We start from the raw sequence: 24,727 nt of genomic DNA, 5'->3' as shown, positions 1-24,727 counted from the left end.
ATGCGCCCCCTCGCGCACACTCTCCGCGAGCCCTTCGGCGAGAGACCCGCCGACGAGCCCGCCAAGGAACCTGCCGACGAGACGACTTACATCTCCTCGAACGGCTCCTGGTCCCGCCTCTCGTCGCCCATGCCCTGCTGACGGCGCTCCCGGCCCATGCGTTCGGCCTGCTCTCGGCTTTCGGGCCGGTCCTGGTCGCGGCGCGGCTCCTGCTGCGCCCGCTGGCCTCGCTGCTCCTGCTGTGCCTGCTGGCCCCGCTGCCCCTGCTGACCACGCTGGGTCTGCTGGCTCTGCTGGCTCTGCTGGCTCTGCTGGCCCTGCGCCTTGCGCTTGGCCTGCTGGGCCTTCTCGCTGAATTCGTCCTTCCCCATCTGCGTCACTCCTCATTGGGTGAAAGGGATCGGGCCCGACCAGAGTTACACGCAGGGACATACTCCGCATTTTCGATCGACCACATCTATCGAATTCCCAGGTCAGCATGGTTGACAGAGGGTTACCGGTGACGCTGCGTACGGGCGGTGCGCGCCCGCTCGTCCGCCGCGCCGCCCTCGCCCACGAGATGGCCGCGCTGCCCGCGGGTGGCCGCCAGCCGGGGTTCGACCCGGCGCATCTCACGCCGCCCCACCGCCCCGATCAGCGCGGGCAGATAGCCGCGTATGGGCTGCATCCCGCGCAGCCACCACTGCGCGTACACATGGGCCGAGCGGCGCTCTATCCCCGCGACGAGCCGCTCCACGGCCGGGCCCAGCGGATACGTGCGCCCCGCGGGCCACGGCATCCGCGACCGCAACTCCCGCATCACCTCGTCCCGGTCGGCGCCGCGCACCATGTCGGTGTCGGTCCAGCTGAGATAACCGACGCCGACCGTGACCCCCCGGTGGCCCACCTCGGCTCGCAGACAGTGCGCGAACGCCTCGACCCCCGCCTTGGACGCGCAGTACGCGGTCATCATCGGCGCGGGCGCGAGCGCGGCGAGCGAGGCGATCTGCAGCAGATGGCCACGGCTGGCGATCAGCGCGGGCAGAAAGGCGCGGGCCGTGGTGACGCTGCCCAGCAGATTGACCTCCACAACCCGCCGCCAGGCCGTCTCGTCGGTATCGAGGAACGGACCGCCGGTGGCCACCCCGGCGTTGGCGCAGACGATGTCCACCGTGCCGAAGCGCGCCACCACTTCCTCCGCGACCCGGGTCATCGCCTCCGAGTCGGTCACATCGGTGTGCCAGTGATCGGAATCGGTGGGCAGCCGCCCCGACACCCGCTTCAGCTCCTCCGGTTCCAGACCCACCAGCGCCACCCTGGCGCCGCGCGCGGACAGGGTGCGGGCCAGCAGCTCGCCGACTCCCCGTGCCGCGCCGGTCACCACCGCGACCCGGCCCTCCAGACTCCTGCGCGCGCTCATGGCGTCCGCCCCTCGACTGCGTGGGGGGCGCGGTCGGCGACGGAGTCCTGTGAAGCCGCCCCGTGTTCCGCGGCGAGGCGGCGGATCACGCCGCTCACCGCCCCGGCGTCCTCCACCGGGGTCATGTGGCCGAGCCCCGGCAGCTCGGTGAGGCCGGTGCACCGCGGCAGCGCGGCCGCTATGGCGTGGGCGTGCTCGGGCGGGGTCAGCCGGTCGGCGGTGCCGACGATGACGGCGGCGGGCATGGTCAGCAGGCCGACGCGGGCGTCCAAGTCGAGGTCGCCCATGACATGCGCCCACCCGGCGCGCACGAGGCGGGGACACGCGTGCACGATGCGCGCGCACGCCTCCACCATGGCGGGCGCGGCGCCCGGGCCCATCGTCCCGTACCGCAGCAGGCGCTTGGCGACGGGTGTGACCGGCCCCATGGGAACGCGCGCGCCGAGGATCGCGCGATGGATCCGCGCCCGTGCCCGCTCGGAGCGCAGCGGCACCACGCGCGCCCGCTCGACCAGCCGGGAGGCGCCGGTGCTGCACAGGACCACAGCGGCGGCGCGCTCGCGCAGTGCCGGGCGCCCGGCGGCGGCCATCACCGTCATCCCGCCCATCGAGTGACCCACGACCACGGCCCGGCGGCCCGGTTCCAAGGTCTGCTCCAGCACCGCCTCCAAGTCGTCGGCGAGCGTGTCCGTGCGGTAGCCGCCGGGGCCGGGGGCGGTGCTGCGGCCATGGCCGCGCTGGTCGTACACGATCACCCGGTGATCGGCGGCCAGTTCGCGCAGGACCGGCGCCCAGAAGGCGGTCGAGCAGGTCCAGCCGTGCACCAGGACGACAGCGGGGGCGAGGGGATCGTCGGGCCCGTACAGCTCCGCGTGCAGCCGGGCGCCGTCCGCCGAGGTGACGGTCAGCTCGTGCGCGCCGCCGGGCGGGGCATACGGCCCGGAGGTGACGTAGGGGGTGCGCCTCACCGCGATCCCCTCCCCGCGGCCGACTCGGCGCCCTGACCGGCTCCGGGCCGCTGCCGCAGCACGTCGTACTCCGCGAGCCGCACATGCCGGGTGGCCCTGGTGAACTCGCCGGTGGAGCCCGGCCACAGGGTCGTGTTACGGCCGTTGTCGTCCAGATACCAGCTGTCACAGCCACCCGAGTTCCACACGGTGCGCTTCATCCTCTCCTGAATCCTGTCGTTGTAGGCACGGACCGCCGACGGCCGGGCGTCCAGGGCGGCCTTGCCGCCGAGGCCGTCCAACTGCCGCAGATAGTCGGTCAGATAGGTGAGCTGAGCTTCGATCACGAGGATCATCGAACTGTTACCGAGCCCGGTGTTGGGACCGATGATCGTCAGGAAGTTGGGGAAGCCCGCCACGCTGGCACCGCGCAGCGCCTCCATGCCGCCCTTCCACTCCTCCGCGAGCGTGGTGCCCCTGGCCCCGGTGACGCGCTGGGCGATGGGCATGTCGGTGACGTGGAAGCCGGTGCCGAAGATGATCGCGTCGGCCTCGGTCTCGGTGCCGTCGGAGCCGACCAGCGTGGTGCCGCGGATCTCCTTGAGCCCGCCGACCACCTCCACATGCGGCTGGGCGAGCGCCGGGTAGTAGTCGTTCGACAGCAGGATGCGCTTGCAGCCGATGCGGTAGCGCGGGGTCAGCCTGGCCCGCAGCACCGGGTCCTTGATGGCCCGCCGCATATGCGCCCCGGCCAGCCGCTCCACGAATCCCAGCTCGGACGGCCGCTTGGTGAACGCTCCGACCTGCAACTCCCGGATCCCCCACAGCAGCCCGCGCCGCAGCGCCCCGGATACCGGCAGCCTGCTGTGCAGCCAGCGCTCGGCACCGGTGATCCGGCGGTCCATGCGCGGCAGCACCCAGGGCGGGGTGCGCTGGAAGAGGGTGAGCCTTCGGACCTCCTTCTGGATCTCGGGCACGATCTGGATGGCCGAGGCGCCGGTGCCGACCATCGCGACCCGCTTGCCGCGCAGGTCATAGCCGTGGTCCCAGCGCGCGGAGTGGAAGACCTTGCCGGGGAAACCGTCGAGCCCCGGGATGTCCGGGATCTTCGGATCGGAGAGCGGGCCGGTCGCGCTCACCACGACATCGGCGGTCAGCGGCCCGCGCGCGGTCTCGATCTCCCAGTGCAGCGCCGCGCCGTCCCAGCGCAGGGCGAGCACCTCGGCGTCGAAGCGCACGTGTGGTCGCAGCCCGAAAGTGTCGGCGACCCGCTCCAGGTAGGCGTGGATGTGCCGCCGCCCGGAGAAGGCGCGTGGCCAGTCGGGGTTGGGGGCGAAGGAGAAGGAGTAGAGATGGGACGGGACATCGCAGGCACAGCCCGGGTAGCTGTTGTCCCGCCAGGTCCCGCCGACCGCACCGGCCCGCTCCAGGACCACGAAGTCGGTGATGCCCGCGCGGCGCAGTCTCACCGCAGCGCCCAGCCCCCCGAATCCGGACCCGATCACCGCCACCCGCACATGCTCACGCGTCAGCCCAGCCGCCATGCCGCCGCCTCCCGCCGCTCGAACTGCTCGAACTCCTCGAAACCGTGCCAGCGTTCACTGGCACGATGGGAGCGTAAGACAGGGACCCGGTGAGCGGTAGGGGCTGTGGATAACTCAGTTACCGGCGGTCACACCCCACCGCCCTCGACATAGGCTGCTGCTGTGGCGATGAGTGAAGCGGACCAGGTACGCGAGTACCGGGTGACGGAACTGGCCGAGAAGGCCGGGATCACCGTGCGCACCCTGCGCTTCTACCGCGAGCGCAGACTGATCCCGCCGCCCCGCCGGGAAGGCCGTATCGCCTGGTACAACGACCACCACCTGGCCCGGCTGCGGACCATCACCGCCCTGCTGGAGCGCGGCCACACCCTGGGCGGGATCGCCGAGTTGATCGCCGCGTTCGAGAGCGGGCGGCGGGACGTCGGCGAACTGCTGGGGCTGGACGGCGGCCTTCCGTCCTGGTCCGAGGAGACACCGGTCCGGCTCACCCCGCAAGCGCTCGCCGACTACTTCGACAGCGAGGCCACGGCGGAGAACCTCACCGTCTCCCTCGACATCGGCTATCTCGCGGTCGATGGCGACGACATCGTGCACATCAGCCGCCGCCTGCTGGACACCTCGCGCGCCCTGGTCGACCAGGGCATCCCGCTGTCGGCCGTCCTCGCTGCCGGGCGCGAGGTCCGGGAGCATGTGGACGCCATCGCCGAGACCTTCGCCACACTGCTGATCAGCCATGTGCTGGCGGACGCCCGGAAGCGCGGCGAGGAGATCGGCGAGACCCTGGAGCGGCTGAGGCCGCTCGCGAAGAGCGTCGTGGACGCCGAGCTGTCGATGGCCATGGACCGCCGGCTGCGGTCCGGCCTGGAGGAACGGGCGGGCGAGCGCGCGGACGACGCCGGGCGCCCGCCGCCGGATCAGTGAGCGGCGCCGTAGGTGACCGTCACCGGGGCGTGGTCGCTCCACCGCTGGTCGTATGCCGGGGCCCGCTCCACGACCGCCTTCAGCGCCCGCCCGGCGAGGCCGGGGGTGGCCACCTCGTAGTCGATGCGCCAGCCCGCGTCATTGTCGAAGGCCCTGCCCCGGTACGACCACCAGGAGTACGGGCCGTCGACGTCCGGGTGCAGCGCGCGCACCACGTCCACGTACCCCGCCTCCTCGAAGACGCGCGACAGCCACGCGCGCTCCTCCGGCAGGAACCCGGACTTCTTCCGGTTGGCCTTCCAGTTCTTCAGGTCGGCCTCCCGGTGGGCGATGTTCCAGTCGCCGCACACCAGCGCCTCGCGCCCATCGGCCGCCGCCCGCTCGCGCAGCTCCTTGAGGTACGGAAGGAACTCCGCCATGAAGCGTTCCTTCTCGTCCTGCCGCTCGGTTCCGACCTCGCCGGAGGGCAGATACAGGCTGCCGACCGTCACACCCGGCAGATCGACCTCAACGTAGCGGCCGCTGCCGTCGAACTCGGAGGAGCCGAAGCCGACCCGTACGCCCTCCAGCTCGCGCCGCGCGTACACCGACACCCCCGCCCGGCCCTTGGCCGCCGCCGGGGCGTGCACCACGTGCCAGCCGTCCGGCTCGCGCACGGCCTCGGGCAGTTCGCGCGGCTCGGCGCGCACCTCCTGGAGGCACACCACATCGGCCGCGGTACCGTCCAGCCAGGACACGAAGCCCTTCTTGGCGGCGGCACGCAGCCCGTTCACATTCACGGTCGTCACGGAGAGCACTACGGCACGATACGACATGGAAATTCCGATGCCGCCCCAGTCGCATAGAAGTACGATCCAGCGCATGAATATCCGAGCGGTTCGCTTTGATCACCCCGACGCGGTGCGGCTCAATGACGAGGTGCAGGCGGAGTACGCCGAGCGCTACGACGACGAGGGGGACATGACCCCCCTGGACGTGACCCAGTTCGACCCGCCCCACGGCCTCTACCTCATCGTCTACGACGAGACCGGCCGACCCGTGGCCACCGGCGGCTGGCGCAGCCAGGATCGGAACGACGAGGGGTACGAGGACGGGGACGCCGAGCTGAAGCGGATGTTCGTCATTCACGAGGCGCGCGGACGCGGCCTGGCCCGCCTGATCCTCGCGGCGCTGGAGGACAGCGCCCGGGCGGCGGGGCGCACGCGCATGGTGCTGGAGACCGGCGTCAAACAGCCCGAGGCGATCGCGCTGTACACCTCATCGGGCTATGAGCTGGTGAAGAAGTTCGGGCTGTACCGCTTCGACGAGCTGAGCCGCTGCTTCGGCAAGCCGCTGGCGCTCCCGGAGGACACCGCCGTTCACCAGAAGGACCGGCCGGGCGCATGTGACGCGCCTTCACCGCGCGGATGAACGGAAGGGCGGAACCCGCTCCGCCCCCGGAGCGGGTTCCGCCACACGCCGACCAGGGCTCAGCCCTTGGCGGCGAACTTCTTGCTCATGGCGCCGAACACGCCCTTCGCCTCGGCCCCCAGATGCGGACCGGCGAGCCAGGTGTGCTCGTTCGAACTGATCGAGCTGTTCGACACCAGCACCGTCTTCCCTCCACGGTTGAGGAACCAGCCGCCACCGGAGGTGCCGCCGGTCATCGAGCAGCCGATGCGGTACATGGTCGGCGTGGTCGGCGTGAACGACAACCGGCCCGGCCTGCTGGTGCAGTTGAACATCTTCGCCCCGTCGTAGGGCGGCGCGGCCGGGTAGCCGTACGCCCCGATCGAGCTGACCTTGTCCGCCGACGGCGCCCCGAACCACACCGGCACGGCGGCCCCGACCGTCTCCTGCAGCGACTTGCCGCCGCTGTTCTCCGGCTTCACGTGCAGCACCGCGAAGTCGTACGTGGAGCCCGTGTTGCCGGTCTTGCCGCCCGTGTCGATCCACTGCGACGAGGTCTGCGACCAGTCGGCCCACCACACGCCGTACGGGGTGACCTCACGCTGGGCCGCGGTCTCCGCCTTGGCGGCGGGCAGCCCGTCGTCGTTGTACGACGGCACGAACACGATGTTGCGCATCCAGCCACCCTTCTTGCCGGAGTGCACACAGTGGCCCGCGGTCCACACCAGGTTCGACTTGCCAGGGTGAGCCGGGTCCTCGACGACCGTCCCCGAGCAGACCATCGGCCCCTCGGGGCTGTCGAAGAACACCTTCCCGACCGGCGCCATGTTCTGGTGGTACGGCCGCGAGACCTGCTTGGCCGGTACGGCGGGCGGCTCCGGATCGGTCGCGGCCTGGCCCTCGCCCGCGCTCTGCGTGGAGAGCGTGTTGGGCGAGTCCTTCGCCTTGGACATCCGGGACGGCTGCCAGAAGTTCTTGATGACGGGATTGGCGAAATCTGACGCGTCACGCGCCCACTTGTCCCAGTTCTTCCACCCGCCCTCCTTCCACTCCTTCAGGTCGTCCAGACTCGTCGGAACGCCCTCCGGCAGCTTGATCCCGTTGTCGCCCTGCTGACCGGCCGCGGCCGTCGCACCCGACTCGGAACCGCCCTCGTCCTCACTCGACCCGCAGGCCGAGGCGGTGACCATGAGCAGTGCGGCCACGGCGGCGGCCGCCGCCGTGGAACGGCGTATGAGTGGCATGGCGCCTTATCCCCCTGTGGTGCTGTTGTTCTGCTGTGCGGAGTTCATGCGGCGGCGCTTTCGCGCCATATCCATTCCAGGACGTCCCCACTATGCCGGTGCCTCTCGCCAGGGCCATCACCCGTCTCACGGCCCGCACACAACAAGAACGGTGTCAGCACGATTCCCTGACATCGGACGCCCCGTCAGGACGCCCCCGCGACGGCCGCGTCACGCCGTCTTGCGCCCACCCTCCACAAGGAGGTTCGCCGCGAACCCGAAGAACGCCACCCCGCTCACCTGCTCCATCCGGCGCCGGAACGCGGGCCGCCGGATCCGGTCGCTCAGCGCGGACGCGGCACCGGAGACCACCCAGTACCAGAGCGCCAGCTCGACGATGTCGATCGCGGTGAACACCAGGGTCGAGGTGAACACCGAGGCACCGTCCGGGGTGAACTGGGGAATCAGGCTCATATAGAAGACCCCCGCCTTGGGATTGAGCAGATTGGTCCCCACCCCCGCACGGAACGCCGCCCACCGCCCGCGCGGCTCCGACCCGCCCAACGACTCCGGACCGGCCTGCTCCGGCTCCACCTCCGACGCCGCCGCCCGGCGCGACCGCCACAGCGCCGACGCCCCCAGCCACACCAGATACGCCGCCCCGGCGACCCGCAGCGTGTCGTACGCCACACGCGAAGCTGTGAGCAGCGCCGTAAGCCCGACCGCCGTCGCGAACCCCCACACCAGACAACCGGCGAGGATCCCGAGCGACGCGGCCAGCCCGGCGTTCCGCCCATGGGCCACCGACGTGCGCAGCACGAGCAGGGTGTCGAGCCCCGGAGTCACATTGATGAGCGCGGCAACACCCGCGAAGGCCAGAGCTGATGTGAGCATGCCCGGAGATTAACCCCTCACAAGCGAAGCCCCCCGCCGGATTTCCCCGGCGGGGGCTTTGAGCTGCGGTGGACCTGAGGGGATTTGAACCCCTGCCCCCTCGATGCGAACTACAGGCGGGGTGGTTGCTGAGGCCTGCCCGGCGACACACCAGAGCGAACGGATGAATTTCTCTTATCACCCACTTAATTCACCCTTTCAGTTCTTTGGTGCTTTTTCATTCCTATGATGCTATTGGTGCGCTTAAGTGAGTAACGGTTCGTCACCACCTGCCGTGAGCAGCCGAACTGAGGCCCCCTGCTTGGGCGGCGCCCACAGACGTCGATGCGCGCAGGGGGCGGCTCTCGCCTGACCAGTACTCACGAGCGCGCTCGGGGTCCCCTGCCGGGGGCTGAGCTCAACCACGACAAGGAGGGTCATGCCATGGCAGTGGACACCATGCAGTCCGCCCCACCAGGCAGAGGACGTAAACGCATTCGCATCAAGCGAGCCCTTGCCCTGCTCCCCGGAGTGGCATTGCTGGCAGCGGTCACCATGCACTCAAGCCCCGCAAGCGCCGCGCAAGCCCCCGTGCAACTGGGCACCGCCACCAGCTACGCGGTCCTCGCCGGTTCAACAGTCACCAATACGATCACCCCCACCGTCGTCAACGGCGACCTCGGGGTGAGCCCGGGCTCCGCGGTGACCGGCTTTCCGCCCGGAATCGTCAACGGGTCGATTCACGCAGCCGACGCCGCCGCCGCCCAGGCGAAGTCCGACCTCGTTATCGCCTACAACGACGCGGCCAGCCGGGGCCCCGGGGCCTCGGTCTCAGGCGATCTCGGCGGATCAACACTGACGCCCGGCGTCTACAAATCCACATCGTCTCTGGGACTCACCGGGACAGTCACACTCGACGCCCAGGGCGACCCCAACGCCGTCTTCATCATCCAGATGGCCTCGACTCTGACCACAGCATCAGCAAGCAACGTGCTGCTCGTCAACGGAGCCCAGGCATGCAACGTGTTCTGGCAGGTGGGCAGCTCCGCCACGCTCGGAACCAATTCCTTCTTCAAGGGCAACATCCTGGCCCTGACGTCCATCACGGTGCAGACCGGCGCAGTGATCGAAGGCCGGGCCCTCGCGCGTAATGGCGCGGTCACGCTGGACAACAACTTCATTACGAGGGCAGCCTGCGCCGTTGGTCCGCCTGGTCCGCCCGGTCCGCCCGGCACCCCCGGCACTCCCGGAGCACCTGGAGCACCCGGAGCACCTGGAGCCCCCGGCGCCCCCGGCACCCCCGGCACCCCCGGCGCCCCCGGCGCCCCCGGCATCCCCGGCCTGCCTGGAGCCCCTGGACCCAATGGAGCAGCGGGACCCGCAGGACCGACAGGAGCCGCAGGACCGACAGGAGCCGCTGGCCCGACAGGAGCCGCTGGCCCGACAGGAGCCCCTGGACCAACAGGCCAAGCCGGGCCCACGGGCCCGGCCGGACCGGCCGGACCGGCCGGGCCTGCTGGACCTGCTGGACCTGCCGGACCTGCTGGACCCGCCGGACCTGCCGGACCTGCCGGGCCTGCCGGGCCTCCCGGACCTCCGGGACCGGGTGGTCCTGGGAATCCCTGCACTCCGGGTGACCACGACGGCCACGGCCACGGCCACGACAAGGGCCACGACCACGGCCACGGCCACGGCCACGGCCACGGCAGCGACTGCGATGGGCCGCCGCCGCTGTACGAAAGCCACGACGACGATTGCGCCCTCTTCAGGAGCGCGGCAGTACGGGCTCATCGGACGTGCTAATCCTGAGAATCCCGGTCCCCTCTTCGTAGGGAGTGAAGAGCAAGGAGCGGAGAGGCGACGGCATTAAGACCATCGCAGAGGTCACCGCCCGGTGCACCGTTCCTGTCCGCCGTTCGACCGCCTGGGCCCCCGGACACACCATCCGGGGGCCCAGCGATGCCACCCGCTACGGAACCCCGATCGAGCCGCGCAACTTCAACCGCTCGTTCGCCGACCGGTCCGCCAAGGCGGGCATCCGCCGGATCCGGCTGCATGACACGCGTCACACCTGTGGGTCGCTGCTCGCGGCACTCGACGTGCACCCGCGCATCGCGATGCAGATCCTCCGGCACAGCAAGATCGCGGTGACCATGGAGATCTACACGCACGTCCCGTCCGAAGCCACCCGCAAGGCGCTGCGGCGGCTCGGCAAGCACCTGGGCAAACACGATCGGAAGTAGTCGGAAGCAGTTGCTGTCCTTCGCTGCTGTACGGCACCAAAAAGCCCCCGCCAGGTTTCCCCGGCGGGGGCTTTGAGCTGCTGTGGACCTGAGGGGATTTGAACCCCTGACCCCCTCGATGCGAACGAGGTGCGCTACCAGTCTGCGCCACAGGCCCTTGCAACGAGTGAAACTCTAGCATCCCCCGCGGGGTGCTTGGAAATCCGTTCCCCGCTGGTCAATGGAGTGCGCGTCACTCGTTGGCGGCGCGGGGCCGGTCCTCGTCCGCGTACTGGTCGAAGAGGGGGGTGCGACCGCGCTCCCGGGGCGTGCGGGACGGGGCCGTGGAGCCCTGGCCGGGGTCGGGCTCGGCGTGCGGCGCCGGGTCCGGGACGGGGACGGGGTCGACGGTGCTGGAGCGGGCGGAGCTCCAGGCGTCAGGGGCCGCGAGGTCGACGCTGCCGGTCGCGCGGGGGGCGACGGGCGCCGTGACGTACGTCGGCAGCGGGACCGGCACCGGATCCCAGCCCTCCCCGGCGGCCGGGCCGCGCTCGCGCTCGCGCTCCTGATCCACCCACTCCGCGTGGTCGGTCTGTTCGACCAGGGCGCGGCGCCCGGCCGCGTGCGAGGAGGCAGACGGGGCACCGGCGGGCTCGGCCTCGGCCGGGGCGGGCGGCTCTGCGGGGCGGTCGTCGGCGGAGGGACCGTCGGCGGGCGGATGGCTGCGCGGGCGGCGCTCCCGGAGCCGCTGCGCGGCCTGCTCGGCACGGCGCTGGTCCATGGTGAACGTGAAGCGGCGGCGCTCCTGGGCTCGCAGGTAGGCGATGTACGCGCTGAGCAGTATGGCCGGAATGGCCGGGGCCCACAGGAAGGCGAGACCGCCGACCGCCGCGACGACCGCGCCGACAGTGAAGGCGACGAAGAGGATCACGGTGGTGCGGCGACGGCGCGCAAGCACCCGCGCGCGCCGCCCGCGCTCCAGCGCGCTGGCCACGGTGGAGGCGGTGGAGGCGGCCGGGGCAGCCGGGGCCGCGGCCCCGCCGTCCGCCTGCGGCGCGTCCGGACCGTCGGGAGCGGGCGCGAGCAAGGTCACGGGCTCGGCGAAGGCCCGGACGTCGACCGCGTCGGTGACGGCTTCCGGGTCGACGGAGTGGCGTTCCGGGTCGGCGGAGCGACCCCCGGCATCGGGGGCGTCCGTCTCCTGGGCGGTACGTACCGCCAGGTCATCCGGGGTACCCGGGCGCTCTCGGTCCTCCAGCCCCTTGGCGTAACGGCGCTCCATGCCCGCCCGTCCGGACAGCAGCCGGATGGCGGTGCTGAAGCGTTCCGTCGGACGGGCCTCATTGAGCTCGTCCTGCCTACGGAGCCACATCGGCACCAAATAGGCGGCCCAGGCCCCGACGATGACTGCGTAGATGAGGCCACTACTACTCACGCTCACACGGTAGAGGGGTCCGCATGAGGCCATCTGCCAATTGGCGCGGTGTGTCGCACGATCTGGCTGATATCTCGAAAGTTTTTTGTGATTGTTGGGATGACCAGGCTGGGAATGGGCCCAATGTAATCGAACAGAGTTTTTATTTCTGCGATGCCCCTGGTCGGGTCCGGTGCCACCGGGCGAGCACTCCCTCCGACAGCTCCTCCACGGTGAGTGCGAAGACCAGATGGTCGCGCCACGCGCCGTCGATGTGCAGATAGCGCGGCCGCAGTCCCTCCTCGCGGAATCCCAGTTTCTCCACCACCCGGCGGCTCGGCAGGTTCTCCGGCCGGATGCACACCTCGATGCGGTGGAGTCCGACGGTGCGGAAGCAGTGGTCGGCGGCGAGCGCGACCGCGGTCGGCATGACGCCGCGCCCGGCCACCGCCTGGTCGACCCAGTAGCCGACATGGCCCGAGCACATCGATCCCCAGGTGATCCCGGCGACCGTCAACTGCCCGGCCAGCCGCCCCTGGTGCTCGATGACGAACGGCAGCATCCGCCCGGCATGCGCCTCGGCGCGCAGATGGCGCACCATCTGCCGGTAGGTGGGCCGCTGGGTGACGGGGCCGCCGGGGGCGGGCGGCGGGATGGTCGCCTCCCAGGGCCGCAGCCACTCCCGGTTGCGCTGGTTGACCTCACGCCAGACGCGCTGGTCGCGCAGCTTTATGGGGCGCAGGACCGTGTCACCATCCGCCAGCACGACCGGCCAGGGCGCGTTCAGCTCGCGCTCCCGGCGGGACCGGCGGCATCGGCTGCATCGGCTGCGTCTGCGGGTCCGGCGGGTCGGGGGTGGTCGCCGCCGTGGATCTGGTCGACCGCGTGCACGAGGAGCCGCCCGAGCACCGCGAGGCCGTCGCGGACGCCTCCGGTCGAGCCGGGCAGGTTGACGATCAGGGTCGTCCCCGCGACCCCGGCCAGCCCCCGGGAGAGCGCGGCGGTGGGCACCTTGGCGAGCCCTTCGGCGCGGATGGCCTCCGCGATGCCGGGGATCTCGTAGTCCAGCACCCGGCGGGTGGCCTCGGGGGTGCGGTCCATCGGGGTGAGTCCGGTGCCGCCGGTGGACACGACGACGTCGTACGAGGCGACCACCGCCTCCCGCAGCGTGGCCTCCACCGGGTCGCCGTCGGGCACCACGCGCGGGCCGTCGACCGCGAAGCCGAGCGCGGTCAGCCCTTCGGCGATCAGCGGGCCGCCCTTGTCCGGGTAGACCCCGGCGGCGGCGCGGTTGGAGGCCGTGACGACCAGGGCGCGGTACCGCGACGCCTCGTCAGGGGTGCCAGGACCGGCAGGGGCGGTGGGGGCGCTCATTCCCGACTCCAGTCGCCGGACTTGCCGCCCGTCTTCTCCTCCACCCGTACGTCGGTGATGACCGCGCCCTTGTCGACGGCCTTGACCATGTCGATCACCGTCAGGGCGGCGACCGAGACCGCTGTCAGGGCCTCCATCTCGACGCCCGTACGGTCGGTGGTCTTCACGGTGGCGATGATCTCGACCGCGTCATCGGCGACCGTGAGGTCGACCTTCACGCCCGACACGGCGAGCGGATGGCACAGCGGGATCAGATCCGGGGTGCGTTTGGCGCCCATGATGCCCGCGATCCGGGCGGTCGCGAGGGCGTCCCCCTTGGGGACGCCCTCGCCCCGGAGCAGTTCGACGACGCGCGGCGCCACGAGCACACGGCCGCTCGCGCGGGCGGTGCGCGCGGTGACGTCCTTGGCCGAGACGTCGACCATGCGCGCCGCGCCCGCCGGGTCGATATGGGTGAGGTGGTCCTGGGCGCTGCTCATCGTTCTCCCGGTCCGGGCCAGGTGGCTCTGTGCGACGACACCGTACCCGCCGTAGCCCCCGGCTAGGCGAGAAGGACGACGTCCACCTCGGTCCCGGGGGCGACCTCGGCCACGTCTTCGGGGATCACGATCAGTGCGTTGGCCCGGGCGAGGGCCTTGATCAGATGCGATCCGGCGCCGCCCACCGGGGCGACCGTGCCCGGCTCGCCCGCCGTCGCCGACGGCTCGTACCAGCCCCGCAGGAACTGGCGCCGGCCCTCCGGCGAGGACGCGATGCCGTCCGGGCAGTCGGCCCGCACGGTGGTGCGGTGGACCAGGCCCGCGCCCAGCATGGTGCGGATCACCGGTCGTACGAACAGCTCGAAGGAGACGTACGAACTGACCGGATTGCCGGGGAGGGCGAGCAGCGGAGTCCGGTCGGAGCCGACCCGCCCGAAGCCCTGGGGCTTGCCGGGCTGCATGGCCACGGTCCGGAACTCGACCTCGTGCATCGCCTCCTTGACCACGTCGTACGCGCCGACGCTGACTCCGCCGCTGGTGACGACGATGTCGGCGCGGCTCAGCTGGTCCTCGACGGTGGAGCGCAGCGTCCCGGCGTCGTCTGCGACCGCGCCCACCCGGTAGGCGATCGCCCCGGCCTCCTGGGCGGCGGAGGTGAGCTGGTAGCTGTTGGAGTCGTAGATGCGGCCGGGCCCGGTCTCCTCACCGGGCTGGACCAGCTCGCTGCCGGTGGACAGCACCACGACGCGGGGCCGCGGGCGGACCCTGACCGTGGCCCGGCCGATGGCAGCCAGCAGCCCGATCTGTGCCGCCCCGAGGACCGTACCGGCGCTCAGCGCCAGCTCTCCCGCACCCGCGTCACTGCCCCGGGTGCGCACATGCTGCCCGTCCCGGACCGGCCGGAAGACCCGCACCAGGCCGCTGCCGCCGCGCGGGTCCGAGCTGCGGGCGGGCATGCCGCTGACCGGTCCGTCGTCCAGTCCGCCGTCGGTCCACTCGACCGGGACGACGGCCTGGCCGCCGGGCGGCAGCGGGGCGCCGGTCATGATCCGGGCAGCCTCGCCGGGGCCGACGGCGGGCAGCTCACCGCTGCCCGCCGCGATGTCCCCGACGACGGTCAGCACCGCGGGGTGCTCCCCCGTCGCCGCCCCGACGTCGGCCGTGCGGACGGCATAGCCGTCCATCGAGCTGTTGTCGAAGGGCGGGAGGGCGGCAGGCACGGTGACGTCCTCGACCAGGACGCAGCCCAGGGCGTCCAGCAGCTGCAGCTCGATGGGGTCCAGCGGGTGGATGTGCCCGAGGATGTCGTCGAGATGCTCGGCCACCGACCAGACCCGGTGACGCTCCCGGCCCTCGCTCGTGCCCTGATCGGCGGCCCGTGCCGCGGTGCTGCTCAAAGTGCTACATCTCCTCGGTGACGTAACTGCGAAGCCATTCCCGGAAGTCCGGGCCCAGGTCCTCACGTTCGCACGCGAGTCTGACAATGGCACGCAGATAGTCGCCACGGTCGCCTGTGTCGTACCGCCGGCCATTGAAGACGACGCCGTGCACCGGGCCTCCGAGGTCCGGATCCGAGGCGAGTGCCTGGAGCCCGTCCGTCAGCTGGATCTCGCCGCCGCGGCCGGGCTCGGTGCGGCGCAGCACGTCGAAGATGGCCGGGTCCAGCACATAGCGGCCGATGACCGCGTACGCGCTGGGCGCGTCGGCCCGGTCGGGCTTCTCGACCAGTCCGGTGACCTGGACGACGCCCTCGTCCAGGGTGGGCTTCACAGCGGCGCAGCCATAGAGGTGGATCTGCGCGGGATCCACCTCCATCAGGGCGATGACGCTGCCGCCGTGCTGCTCCTGTACCTCGACCATCCGGGCCAGAAGCGGGTCGCGGGCATCAATGAGGTCGTCGCCGAGGAGGACGGCAAAGGGCTGGTCACCCACGTGCGGGGCGGCGCACAGCACGGCGTGACCGAGGCCCCGGGGGTCGCCCTGCCGGACGTAGTGCATGGTCGCCAGGTCGCTGGACTCCTGGACGCGGGCGAGGCGGGTCTCGTCGCCCTTGCGGGTCAGGGCCTCTTCGAGCTCGTAGTTGCGGTCGAAGTGGTCTTCCAGGGGCCGCTTGTTGCGACCGGTGATCATAAGAACGTCAGACAGGCCGGCGGTGACGGCTTCCTCGACGACGTACTGGATCGCCGGCTTGTCGACGACCGGCAGCATCTCCTTCGGGGTGGCCTTGGTGGCCGGGAGGAAGCGGGTTCCGAGGCCCGCGGCAGGGATGACAGCCTTGCTGATCCGAGTACGCGATTGAGTCATGTCCCGAACCTTATCCGGTGCCTTTTAGGCAATTGATGAGGATACGGTGAATATGACATGAGACAGGAAGTATGTGCACTCAGTGAGCACCCCTGACGCTAGTAAGCCCACGTTGCGGAGACGTCTCCTGACGGTGAGGTCCGGGTTGACTGCGGATGACATCGAGGCGGCCGGGGCCTCCCTGGCGTGTCGCGCGCTGGAGCTGCCGGAACTGGCCCGGGCGGACACCGTGGCAGCCTATGTCTCAGTGGGGCGCGAGCCCGGTACGCGCGCGCTGCGGGACGGGCTGCGCGCGCGGGGCGTACGGGTGCTGCTCCCCGTCCTGCTGCCGGACAACGATCTCGACTGGGGCGCGGACGAGGGCCCGGACGGACTGGTGCACGCCGGACGGGGGCTGCTGGAGCCCGGCGGGCCGCGGCTGGGCCCGGAGGCGGTCACCCGGGCGGACGCGGTCCTGCTGCCGGGGCTCGCGGTGGACCGGCGCGGTATGCGACTGGGGCGCGGCGGCGGTTCGTACGACCGGGTGCTGGCCCGGCTGGCACGGGCCGGGGCCGACCCCGCGCTGGTGGTGCTGCTGTACGACGGCGAGCTGCTGGACGCGGTCCCGGAGGAACCCCACGACCGGCCGGTGCACGCGGCGGTGACGCCGTCGGGAGCGCACCGCTTCACCCACTGAGCCCCCACCGGCGGACAGCCCCGCACGTCAACGCGCTCCCGGCAGCAGCCCTGCCCGGCAACGCGACGGCCCCGCCACGGGCGCCCGAAGGCGCTGTGGCGGGGCCGGGAGGTTCGCGGGCCCCCGCCCCGGGCCGGGGGCGGGAGCGGCCCGTAGCGGGCCGTCTGCGGCCTCAGGGGGTGAGGGCCAGCTGATCGTCCGTCGACTTGTCCACCGCGGTCTTGCTGAACGCCCAGGGCAGCAACTCGCCCTTCGCCCACTTCTCGGTCTGGTCCGTGTAGTGCTCGTTGTAGGCGTGGCCGGAGGCACCGGTGAGGTTGATCCACCGCGACTTGTCGAAGTTGTCGAGGTTGACGACCATCCGCATCGACGGCACCCAGGTGACGTCGTAGCCGCCCGCCGCGTTCCAGCCGGTCGCGTTGACCGCCGCCTCACCGCCCGCGAGGTCCCACGGGCCGCGGTTGAGCATCCACTGGACGACCCCCGGGCCCGCGGTGCCCAGCGTCTGGTTCTTCAGCGTCAGCCGGTGCAGCCGGCCCCAGCTCCAGGTGTTGATGTTCTTGCCCAGCTTGGCGGTCAGCTCGGAGCGCGCGTCCTTCATTGCCTCGGCGAGCAATTCGTCACGGTTGGTCGCGCCTCGCTGGTTGCGGGTGCCCGCGGTCTTCCACCAGTCGCTGCCCGGCTCCTTGAGGATCTTCCGTACGACCTCGTACCAGCGGTCGCCGCCGTCCGGCTGGGCCTGGTCGGCGTCGCGCGTCCCGCACTCGCGGACCAGCCGGGTGTTGCCGTCCAGGTCCTCGATCGGACCGGAGTCCCCGGCCGGGCGCACCCGCAGGCACTGCCCCTTGACCCGCAGCTCCTTGGGCATCTTCTCGCCGAAGGCGAGCATCAGGGTGTTGCGCCAGACGGAGTTGAAGTACGCGGCGGCCGCCGAGTCGGCGTCCTGGGTGTAGTCCCAGCCCTCCAGGAGCTTCTGGGCCTCGCGGACGAACGGGTCCTTGATGTTGATCTTCAGCAGATAGGGCGTCAGCACCTTGGCGATCTCACTGCTGTTGTCCGTCTGCAGGGTCTGCATGTCGTCCGTGGAGATCTTCCCGCCGTCCTTGATCTTGGACTCGATCAGGTCGGTGATGCGCTGGCTCCGCGCGCCGTATCCCCAGTCGTCGGTCAGCAGGTACGGGTACTTCTTCTTGTCTATGACGGCCTGGTTGGCGGTGACGATGAAGCCGCGGTCCGGGTTGTACTCCCAGGGCAGCGCCGACTGCGGGATGGACTTCGACCAGCGGTAGCGCGAGTCCCAGCCGGGCGCCGGGTAGCGGCCGTCGCCCTTGGAGCGCACCGGGATCCGGCCCGGCGCCTGGTAGCCGATGTTGCCCTTGGTGTCGGCGTAGATGAGGTTCTGGGAGGGGACCGCGAAATCCCGGGCCGCCTCGCGGAAGTCGTCGAAGTTCCGGGCCTTGTTCAGTCCGAAGACCGCGTCCATGCTGTTGGACGGCGACAGCGCGGTCCACTTCAGGGAGACAGCGTAACCGTCGCCGCGGTCGGGGGCCACGTCGTCGGCCCCGCTGCCGACCGGCGCGTTCTTGCCGACGTTCGTCAGCTCGTCGTCCCGGTCGGAGACGATCGGCCCGTTGTTGGTGCTGCGTACCGTGATCGTGCGGCTCTTGCCGCCCGCGACCTTGATGGTCTCCTCACGGCTGCGGAACGGGACCTGCTTGCCGTCGTAGAGGTAGTGCGTCGCGTTGACCTTCTCCAGGTAGAGGTCGCTGACGTCGGCACCCAGGTTGGTCATCCCCCAGCTGATGTCCTGGTTGTGACCTATGACCACGCCGGGCATTCCGGAGAAGGTGTATCCCGCCGTGTCGAACGGGCACTTGCTGCTGACCTGATTGCAGTGCAGGCCCATCTGGTACCAGACGGACGGCAGCTGGGGCGCCAGATGCGGGTCGTTGGCGAGCAGCGGCTTGCCGGTGGTGGTGTACCGGCCGGAGACGACCCACGAGTTGGAGCCGATGCCGCTTCCGCTGGGGCCGAGCAGCGCCGGGACCTTCTCCAGGGTCTTGGACATGGACGTGAGCTGGCTCTGCAGACCCTGGGCCGCTCCGGTGGCCCCGCCCCCGTTCACCGTGCCGGCGGACCCCGCGTTGCCCGTGGTGCCCGTCGACGTCGCCTTGGGGTCGAACTCGTCGGTGGCCTCGTTGAGCGCGCCGCCCTGGACGATCGGCTTGTTCCGGCTGTACGGGTACGACGGGTACAGCTCTTCGATCTGCTTGGCGCTCAGCCGGCTCGACGCCAGCGCGCGGTCCACCTCGTCCTGCATGTTGCCGCGCAGGTCCCACGCCATGGCCTTGAGCCAGGCGACCGAGTCGACCGGGGTCCACTTCTCGGGCTTGTAGCCGTCGTTCTGGAAGCCCAGCGCCGCGTACTCGACCGACAGCGCCTTGCCCTCATGGTCCTTGAGGTAGGCGTTGACGCCGTCGGAGTAGGCCCGCAGATACTTCTTGGTGGCGGGCGACAGCTTGGTGTCGTACTCCTGCTGCGCCACCCGGCGCCAGCCCATGGTGCGCAGGAACGCGTCGGTCTCCACCTGGCTGGAACCGAACATCTCCGAGAGCCGACCGGACGTCATATGACGGCGGACGTCCATCTCCCAGAAGCGGTCCTGCGCCTGGACGAAGCCCTGGGCGCGGAAGAGGTCTTCAGGTGAATTGCCGTAGATCTGGGGTATGCCATTGCCGTCGCGCTTGACCTGGACGGGGTCGGCGAGACCCTTGACCTGCAGCGACCCCGTGGTCTCCGGGAAAGAGGCCCGCACGGTACTGATACTCCAGTACGTGCCGAAACCGGTACCCCCCAGGAGCAGCAGCACGACTGCGATCACGATCAGGCGGAGACGTCGGCTCTTCTTCTTAGGAGAAGAGCCGGTTGTGTTGGCGGGCATCGCTGTCCTTCGAGGGGCAGGGTGATCCTGGAGTGCTGGAGCAACCATAGGCGCAGGGCTGTCGCCGCCCCTACGCGGAGTCATGACTGACGCCGTCCACCGGCCACCCCGACCCGGCCACCGGCGCTCCCCGGACCGCGCCACCGGCCACCCGGGCCGGGTCACCGGACCGCCTCACCGGACCGCGCCACCGGACTCCGGACCGGGCCTCCCGCACCTCCGCGGGCGGCCCGCGTGGAAGGCCCGCGTCAAGAACCCGTAAAATGTTAGGTAAGGCAATGAAGTTCCGGTCGGCCGGGAACCGTTCATCTCGTCCCCGAAGGTCCCGCCGCTCACGTGAGAAAGGTTCGGCCCCTGACTGTCCACCACCTCAATGAACTGCTGCTGGTCTGCTCTCTCGTCCTGCTCGTCGCGGTGGCGGCCGTACGGCTCTCCTCCCGCAGCGGGCTTCCCACCCTGCTGCTTTACCTCGGGATGGGCGTCGCCCTGGGCACGGACGGGCTCGGCGTCACCTTCGACAACGCCGAACTGACGCAGGTCATCGGCTACGCCGCGCTGGTGGTGATCCTGGCCGAGGGCGGCCTGGGCACCAAGTGGCGAGAAATCGAACCCGCGCTGCCGACGGCCGCCGCGCTGTCGACGCTGGGCGTCGCGGTGAGCGTGGGGGTCACCGCGGCGGCGGCGCACTATGTGGTGGGGCTGGACTGGCGGCAGGCGCTGATCATCGGCGCGGTGGTGTCGTCCACGGACGCGGCGGCGGTCTTCTCCGTGCTGCGCAAGGTGCCGCTGCCCAAGCGGCTGACCGGTGTCCTGGAGGCCGAATCGGGCTTCAATGACGCCCCGGTGGTGATCCTGGTGGTCGCCTTCTCCAGCCAGGGCCCGATCGACCCCTGGTACCAAATGATCGGCCTGATCGCGCTGGAGCTGGCGATCGGCGCGGCGATCGGTCTCGCGATCGGCTGGCTGGGCTCGTACGGTCTGCGCCGCGTGGCCCTGCCCGCCTCGGGTCTGTACCCGATCGCGGTGATGGCCATCGCGGTCGTCGCGTACGCGGGCGGCGCGCTGGCACACGGCTCCGGCTTCCTCGCCGTCTACCTCGCCTCGCTCGTCATGGGCAACGCGAAGCTGCCGCACTGGCCGGCTACCCGGGGTTTCGCCGAGGGGCTCGGCTGGCTCGCCCAGATCGGCATGTTCGTCCTGCTCGGACTGCTGGTGACGCCGCACGAACTAGCCGACGACATCTGGCCGGGCGTCGTCGTCGGTCTGGTGCTGACCGTGGTCGCCAGGCCCGTGTCGGTGCTGGTGAGCACGGCGCCGTTCCGTGTCGCCTGGCGGGAGAAGGCCCTGCTGTCCTGGGCCGGGCTGCGCGGCGCGGTGCCCATTGTGCTCGCGACCATCCCCATGGTCGGCGAGGTGCCCGACAGCCGCCGGATCTTCAACATCGTCTTCGTCCTGGTGATCATCTACACCCTGATCCAGGGGCCGACACTGCCCTGGTTCGCCACCCGGCTGCGGTTGGAGGAGACGGAGGGCACCGCGGACCTCGGCATCGAATCGGCGCCGCTGGAGCGGCTGCGCGGGCATCTGCTGTCGGTGTCGATCCCCAGGGAGTCCCGGATGCACGGCGTGGAGGTCGCCGAGCTGCGGCTGCCGCCCGGGGCCGCGGTCACCCTCGTCGTCCGGGACGGCGCCAGCTTCGTACCGCTCCCGTCGACCGTGCTGCGGCGCGGCGACGAACTCCTGGTGGTAGCCACCGACCCGGTGCGGGACGCGGCCGAACAGCGACTGCGGGCGGTCGGCCGGGGCGGCAAGCTGGCGGGCTGGCTGGGTACCGGTGGCGGCTGATGGCGTGGCGTAGGTCACCGTCCGCCGTACCGCAGTGGACTGGCGGGCCGGAATGCTGCACTATGGAGCGTCGTTAGCACTCAATGAGTGAGAGTGCCAGGAGGAAGTACGTGCCGACCTACCAGTACCAGTGCACCGAGTGCGGCGAGGGCCTCGAAGCGGTGCAAAAGTTCACCGACGACGCGCTCACCGAATGCCCCGAGTGCCAGGGGCGCCTGAAGAAGGTGTTCTCCGCGGTCGGCATCGTCTTCAAGGGCTCCGGCTTCTACCGGAATGACAGCCGGTCCTCGTCCAGCGGCTCGAGCGGGAGCTCGGCGAAGCCCGCGGCGAAGAGTGACAGCGACTCGTCATCGGACAAGAGCTCGTCGTCCTCGTCCTCCTCCTCGGACAGCTCCTCGGGGTCGTCGTCTTCGTCCTCCTCGTCTTCCTCGTCGACATCTTCTTCGTCGACCACGTCATCGTCGAGCAGCACCAGCTCGGCCGCCTGACGGCACACGTCACCGCGCCCCCGCCGCTCCCTCCCGGGAAGCCGCGGGGGCGCGGTGCGTGCGGACGCGGTCAGCGCCGGCTGGCTAGGGTGATCGCATGGCTGAGACGAGCAGCACACAAGCAGACATAGGGGTCATCGGAGGGTCGGGGTTCTACGCCTTCCTCGATGATGTGACCGAGATCACCGTAGAGACTCCCTATGGGGCTCCGAGCGATTCACTCTTCCTCGGAGACATCGCGGGACGGCGGGTCGCCTTCCTGCCCCGCCACGGCCGCAAGCACCATCTGCCGCCGCACCGGATCAACTACCGCGCCAACCTGTGGGCCCTGCGCGCGGTCGGGGCGCGGCAGGTGTTCGGACCGTGCGCGGTGGGCGGGCTGCGGCCGGAGTACGGGCCGGGGACGCTGCTGGTGCCGGACCAGCTCGTGGACCGCACCAAGGGACGTACGCAGTCCTACTTCGACGGTGAGCCGCTGCCGGACGGGCGGGTTCCGAACGTGGTGCACACGACCTTCGCCGATCCGTACTGCCCGGTGGGGCGGCAGGTCGCGGTGACGGCGGCGCGCGGACGCGGCTGGGAGCCGGTGAACGGCGGGACGATGTGCGTGGTCGAAGGGCCGCGCTTCTCCACTCGCGCGGAATCGCGCTGGCATGCCGCGCAGGGCTGGTCGGTGGTCGGGATGACCGGACATCCGGAAGCGGTCCTCGCCCGTGAACTGGAGCTGTGCTACACGTCGTTGACGCTGGTCACCGATCTGGACGCGGGAGTGGAGACAGGTGAGGGCGTCTCGCACGCCGAGGTGATGAAGGTGTTCGGCGAGAACGTCGGGCGGCTGCGCGAGGTGCTCTTCGACGCGGTGAGCGGCCTTCCGGACAACGCCGAGCGGGACTGCCTGTGCACGCACGGGCACGACGGCTGGGACCTGGGGATCGACCTGCCGTAGCGGCTGGGCTGGCGGGGCCGCGCTGGTACGGAGCGCACTGACAGGGGGCGTACCAGCGCGGGGCGCGCTCGTGTGGGGGACCGAGTTGTCCACAAGGCGGCGGCCGTCCACAGGCCCCAGCGCGATCCGGTGGGGCCGGGCATGGTGAAGGGGCCCAGAAGCTCCTGGCTCCTCACGGCAGGCGGTGTTGTGCCATGTCCCATCCGTTCCCCGCGTCCCCGGCCTCCGCGTCCGCGTCCGCGTTTCCCGCGCCCCCGTCCCCCGCGTCCCCGTTTCCCGCTCCCCTCTCCCCCGGCTCTGCTCCGCTGACCCGTGCCACTCCCCCGGCCCGGGCGGTGCCGCGCTTCGGTCCGGTGCGGGTGGCTCGCGACGGCAGATACCGGCTGCGGCGGTCCGCGCGGCGACGGCGGCGCTCGATGGCGGCCGGGCTGGCGCTGACGGCCGCCGCGCTCGCGGCCGCGGCACCGTCCGGTCAGGGATCGGCGCGCCCGGAGCCTGCTTCCGCCGCCCCGGCCGGGGGCCGGTACGAGCCGCCGCGCCCCGCCATGGTGTCCGCCCCGGTCCGGATCTCCGACGCGGCGGCGGTGCGGCTGCTGAGTCCCGGCGACCGGGTGGACGTGCTGGCCACGCCCGCGCCCGACGCCGTCCGGCGCCGCGGGTCCGATGCCCCGGCGCGGATGGTCGCCCGCGGGGTCCGGGTGGCCTCCGTCCCCGGTCTCAGGGGCGGCGGACCGCCGGGAGCCGGAGGCTCCCCGGAGGCGGGCGAGCCGGGCTCCGGGGCGCTCGACGGCGGCGGCCCGGCGGACGGCGGGGCGCTGGTGGTCCTCAGAGTGCCGCGCGCGGCCGCCGCCGCGCTCGCGGGAGCCGAGGCCACCTCACGTCTGGCGGTGACACTGTGCCGCTCCTGACACACATGCCTCACCTCTTGGGCCTGCTCGGCGCCGGTGTAGGTTGCGGAACCGTCCGCACCAGCACCGTCGCGGCGAGAGAAAGGCAGAGGGTTGAGCGAAGAGACGAAGACCGAGACGCAGCAGAAGGAGAGCGTCTGGGAGGGCTTCAAAGCCTTCCTGATGCGCGGCAATGTGATCGACCTCGCGGTCGCGGTCGTCATCGGAGCCGCCTTCACCTCTGTCGTGAACTCCGTGGTGAAGGGACTGATCAACCCCATAGTTGGCGCCTTCGGCACGAAGGACCTGGAGAAGTACCGCTCCTGCCTCGAGGCGCCCTGCGAGACGAACGCGGCGGGCGAGGTGGTGCACGGCATCCCGATCATGTGGGGCAGCATGCTGTCGGCCGTGCTGACCTTCCTCATCACCGCGGCGGTCGTGTACTTCCTGATGGTGCTGCCGATGTCGCGCTATCTGGCGCGCAAGGCCGCCAAGGAGCAGCAGACCGAGGAGGAGCTGGCCGAGACGGAGGCCGAGGAGCTCACGCTGCTCCGCGAGATCCGGGACGAGCTGGTGGCCCGGCGCGAAGGCGGCCCCAGCGCCTAGCCGAGCGCCTGATCGGCATCGTGCGCCGTCAGGGGCTTCCGGCGTGGGGCCTCTCGCTGTCAGAGGTGGTGGGGCGGCTTCTCGTCGAGGAACCGGGCCAGATCCGCGGCGCTGTCGGCGCCGTGGCCGCCGGAAGCCCGCTCGCCCCAGCCGCGGTCCGTATCGTCCGAGGACGGCTGCGCCAGAGGATCGTCGAAGATCAGCGCGGCGGCCGGATCGCGCGGTTCAGGGGCGGGGGCGGTGCTCATG

Annotated in this window: 25 protein-coding genes and 1 tRNA gene; 10 read left to right on the top strand and 16 right to left on the bottom strand. The window is 71.0% G+C overall.

Annotated features, from left to right (window positions below; all coding sequences use genetic code 11):
* Positions 1-86 precede the first annotated feature (86 nt).
* From ACZ6CL_RS00560 to ACZ6CL_RS00545, 4 genes are all read right to left on the bottom strand, one after another.
* A complete protein-coding gene (locus ACZ6CL_RS00560; RefSeq protein ID WP_468929333.1) occupies positions 87-371 on the bottom strand; it encodes a hypothetical protein in 285 nt (94 codons plus the stop codon).
* Positions 372-493: 122 nt separating this feature from the next.
* Entirely contained in the window at positions 494-1,399 is a 906-nt protein-coding gene (locus tag ACZ6CL_RS00555; RefSeq protein WP_468929330.1) for an SDR family oxidoreductase, read from the bottom strand.
* Complete coding sequence (locus ACZ6CL_RS00550) at positions 1,396-2,367, bottom strand: alpha/beta fold hydrolase (protein ID WP_468929327.1); 972 nt, start codon at positions 2,365-2,367, stop codon at positions 1,396-1,398. Before ACZ6CL_RS00550 ends, ACZ6CL_RS00555 begins: the two co-directional genes overlap by 4 nt.
* Positions 2,364-3,890, bottom strand: a complete 1,527-nt coding sequence (locus tag ACZ6CL_RS00545; protein ID WP_468929325.1) for a flavin-containing monooxygenase — start codon at positions 3,888-3,890, stop codon at positions 2,364-2,366. Before ACZ6CL_RS00545 ends, ACZ6CL_RS00550 begins: the two co-directional genes overlap by 4 nt.
* Positions 3,891-4,058: 168 nt before the next feature.
* Here ACZ6CL_RS00545 and ACZ6CL_RS00540 point away from each other — a divergent pair, with 168 nt between their 5' ends.
* Positions 4,059-4,811, top strand: coding sequence for a MerR family transcriptional regulator (locus tag ACZ6CL_RS00540; RefSeq protein ID WP_468931192.1), 753 nt, complete (start codon positions 4,059-4,061; stop codon positions 4,809-4,811).
* Here ACZ6CL_RS00540 and ACZ6CL_RS00535 read toward each other — a convergent pair.
* Positions 4,805-5,608, bottom strand: coding sequence for an exodeoxyribonuclease III (locus ACZ6CL_RS00535; RefSeq protein ID WP_385444414.1), 804 nt, complete (start codon positions 5,606-5,608; stop codon positions 4,805-4,807). The two genes, ACZ6CL_RS00540 and ACZ6CL_RS00535, sit on opposite strands and share 7 nt — an antisense overlap.
* A gap of 64 nt (positions 5,609-5,672) precedes the next feature.
* Between ACZ6CL_RS00535 and ACZ6CL_RS00530 the strand changes: the two genes are divergently transcribed.
* The gene (locus tag ACZ6CL_RS00530; protein ID WP_468929322.1) at positions 5,673-6,221 is read left to right on the top strand and encodes a GNAT family N-acetyltransferase; all 549 of its coding nucleotides are present in this window, start codon (positions 5,673-5,675) and stop codon (positions 6,219-6,221) included.
* Positions 6,222-6,280: 59 nt separating this feature from the next.
* Here the strand turns inward: ACZ6CL_RS00530 and ACZ6CL_RS00525 are convergent, their stop codons facing one another.
* Both ACZ6CL_RS00525 and ACZ6CL_RS00520 read right to left on the bottom strand, forming a co-directional pair.
* The gene (locus tag ACZ6CL_RS00525; RefSeq protein ID WP_468929319.1) at positions 6,281-7,444 is read right to left on the bottom strand and encodes a trypsin-like serine peptidase; all 1,164 of its coding nucleotides are present in this window, start codon (positions 7,442-7,444) and stop codon (positions 6,281-6,283) included.
* 210 nt (positions 7,445-7,654) lie between these two features.
* Entirely contained in the window at positions 7,655-8,317 is a 663-nt protein-coding gene (locus ACZ6CL_RS00520) for a LysE family translocator (RefSeq protein ID WP_468929318.1), read from the bottom strand.
* A 324-nt stretch (positions 8,318-8,641) separates the two neighbouring features.
* On the opposite strand from ACZ6CL_RS00520, the gene ACZ6CL_RS00515 reads away from it, so the two are divergent.
* Together ACZ6CL_RS00515 and ACZ6CL_RS00510 are read left to right on the top strand one after the other, a co-directional pair.
* Positions 8,642-10,099: an ice-binding family protein gene (locus ACZ6CL_RS00515; protein ID WP_468929315.1), complete on the top strand. Its 1,458-nt coding sequence runs from the start codon at positions 8,642-8,644 to the stop codon at positions 10,097-10,099.
* Positions 10,100-10,131: 32 nt separating this feature from the next.
* Positions 10,132-10,539, top strand: a complete 408-nt coding sequence (locus ACZ6CL_RS00510; RefSeq protein ID WP_468929313.1) for a tyrosine-type recombinase/integrase — start codon at positions 10,132-10,134, stop codon at positions 10,537-10,539.
* 83 nt (positions 10,540-10,622) lie between these two features.
* On the opposite strand, the gene ACZ6CL_RS00505 is transcribed toward ACZ6CL_RS00510, so the two are convergent.
* The 7 genes from ACZ6CL_RS00505 to galU all read right to left on the bottom strand — a co-directional run bounded on the left by ACZ6CL_RS00505 (position 10,623) and on the right by galU (position 16,089).
* A tRNA-Ala gene (locus tag ACZ6CL_RS00505) sits at positions 10,623-10,696 on the bottom strand.
* A gap of 75 nt (positions 10,697-10,771) precedes the next feature.
* A complete protein-coding gene (gene sepX / locus ACZ6CL_RS00500; protein WP_468929310.1) occupies positions 10,772-11,953 on the bottom strand; it encodes a divisome protein SepX/GlpR in 1,182 nt (393 codons plus the stop codon).
* Positions 11,954-12,095: 142 nt separating this feature from the next.
* Positions 12,096-12,719, bottom strand: a complete 624-nt coding sequence (locus ACZ6CL_RS00495) for a GNAT family N-acetyltransferase (protein ID WP_468931189.1) — start codon at positions 12,717-12,719, stop codon at positions 12,096-12,098.
* Positions 12,716-13,306, bottom strand: a complete 591-nt coding sequence (locus ACZ6CL_RS00490) for a MogA/MoaB family molybdenum cofactor biosynthesis protein (protein ID WP_468929306.1) — start codon at positions 13,304-13,306, stop codon at positions 12,716-12,718. The genes ACZ6CL_RS00495 and ACZ6CL_RS00490 overlap by 4 nt, the downstream gene beginning before the upstream one ends.
* A complete protein-coding gene (gene moaC / locus ACZ6CL_RS00485; protein WP_468929303.1) occupies positions 13,303-13,785 on the bottom strand; it encodes a cyclic pyranopterin monophosphate synthase MoaC in 483 nt (160 codons plus the stop codon). The genes ACZ6CL_RS00490 and moaC overlap by 4 nt, the downstream gene beginning before the upstream one ends.
* Positions 13,786-13,847: 62 nt before the next feature.
* Positions 13,848-15,182: a molybdotransferase-like divisome protein Glp gene (glp, locus tag ACZ6CL_RS00480; RefSeq protein WP_468929300.1), complete on the bottom strand. Its 1,335-nt coding sequence runs from the start codon at positions 15,180-15,182 to the stop codon at positions 13,848-13,850.
* Between the two features lie 4 nt (positions 15,183-15,186).
* Positions 15,187-16,089, bottom strand: a complete 903-nt coding sequence (gene galU / locus ACZ6CL_RS00475; RefSeq protein ID WP_468929298.1) for a UTP--glucose-1-phosphate uridylyltransferase GalU — start codon at positions 16,087-16,089, stop codon at positions 15,187-15,189.
* A 73-nt stretch (positions 16,090-16,162) separates the two neighbouring features.
* Here galU and ACZ6CL_RS00470 point away from each other — a divergent pair, with 73 nt between their 5' ends.
* A complete protein-coding gene (locus ACZ6CL_RS00470) occupies positions 16,163-16,765 on the top strand; it encodes a 5-formyltetrahydrofolate cyclo-ligase (protein WP_468929296.1) in 603 nt (200 codons plus the stop codon).
* A 172-nt stretch (positions 16,766-16,937) separates the two neighbouring features.
* Here the strand turns inward: ACZ6CL_RS00470 and ACZ6CL_RS00465 are convergent, their stop codons facing one another.
* Positions 16,938-19,706, bottom strand: coding sequence for a penicillin acylase family protein (locus ACZ6CL_RS00465; protein WP_468929293.1), 2,769 nt, complete (start codon positions 19,704-19,706; stop codon positions 16,938-16,940).
* Positions 19,707-20,042: 336 nt separating this feature from the next.
* Here ACZ6CL_RS00465 and ACZ6CL_RS00460 point away from each other — a divergent pair, with 336 nt between their 5' ends.
* The 5 genes from ACZ6CL_RS00460 to mscL all read left to right on the top strand — a co-directional run bounded on the left by ACZ6CL_RS00460 (position 20,043) and on the right by mscL (position 24,478).
* The gene (locus tag ACZ6CL_RS00460; protein WP_468929291.1) at positions 20,043-21,551 is read left to right on the top strand and encodes a potassium/proton antiporter; all 1,509 of its coding nucleotides are present in this window, start codon (positions 20,043-20,045) and stop codon (positions 21,549-21,551) included.
* A 110-nt stretch (positions 21,552-21,661) separates the two neighbouring features.
* Positions 21,662-22,039 (top strand): FmdB family zinc ribbon protein, encoded by a 378-nt coding sequence (locus ACZ6CL_RS00455; RefSeq protein ID WP_468929288.1) that lies wholly within the window; start codon positions 21,662-21,664, stop codon positions 22,037-22,039.
* Between the two features lie 97 nt (positions 22,040-22,136).
* Positions 22,137-22,985: an S-methyl-5'-thioadenosine phosphorylase gene (locus tag ACZ6CL_RS00450; RefSeq protein ID WP_468929285.1), complete on the top strand. Its 849-nt coding sequence runs from the start codon at positions 22,137-22,139 to the stop codon at positions 22,983-22,985.
* 194 nt (positions 22,986-23,179) lie between these two features.
* Positions 23,180-23,893, top strand: a complete 714-nt coding sequence (locus ACZ6CL_RS00445; RefSeq protein WP_468929282.1) for an RcpC/CpaB family pilus assembly protein — start codon at positions 23,180-23,182, stop codon at positions 23,891-23,893.
* A 93-nt stretch (positions 23,894-23,986) separates the two neighbouring features.
* The gene (gene mscL, locus ACZ6CL_RS00440; RefSeq protein WP_468929280.1) at positions 23,987-24,478 is read left to right on the top strand and encodes a large conductance mechanosensitive channel protein MscL; all 492 of its coding nucleotides are present in this window, start codon (positions 23,987-23,989) and stop codon (positions 24,476-24,478) included.
* Positions 24,479-24,537: 59 nt separating this feature from the next.
* Here mscL and ACZ6CL_RS00435 read toward each other — a convergent pair whose 3' ends face one another.
* Positions 24,538-24,726, bottom strand: coding sequence for a hypothetical protein (locus ACZ6CL_RS00435; RefSeq protein WP_385444387.1), 189 nt, complete (start codon positions 24,724-24,726; stop codon positions 24,538-24,540).
* Position 24,727: the final 1 nt, after the last annotated feature.

It is taken from the genome of Streptomyces sp. NPDC041200, from assembly GCF_055591805.1.
Note: the sequence above shows the minus strand (reverse complement) of the source record. Positions and strands in the feature narration are given on the sequence as shown.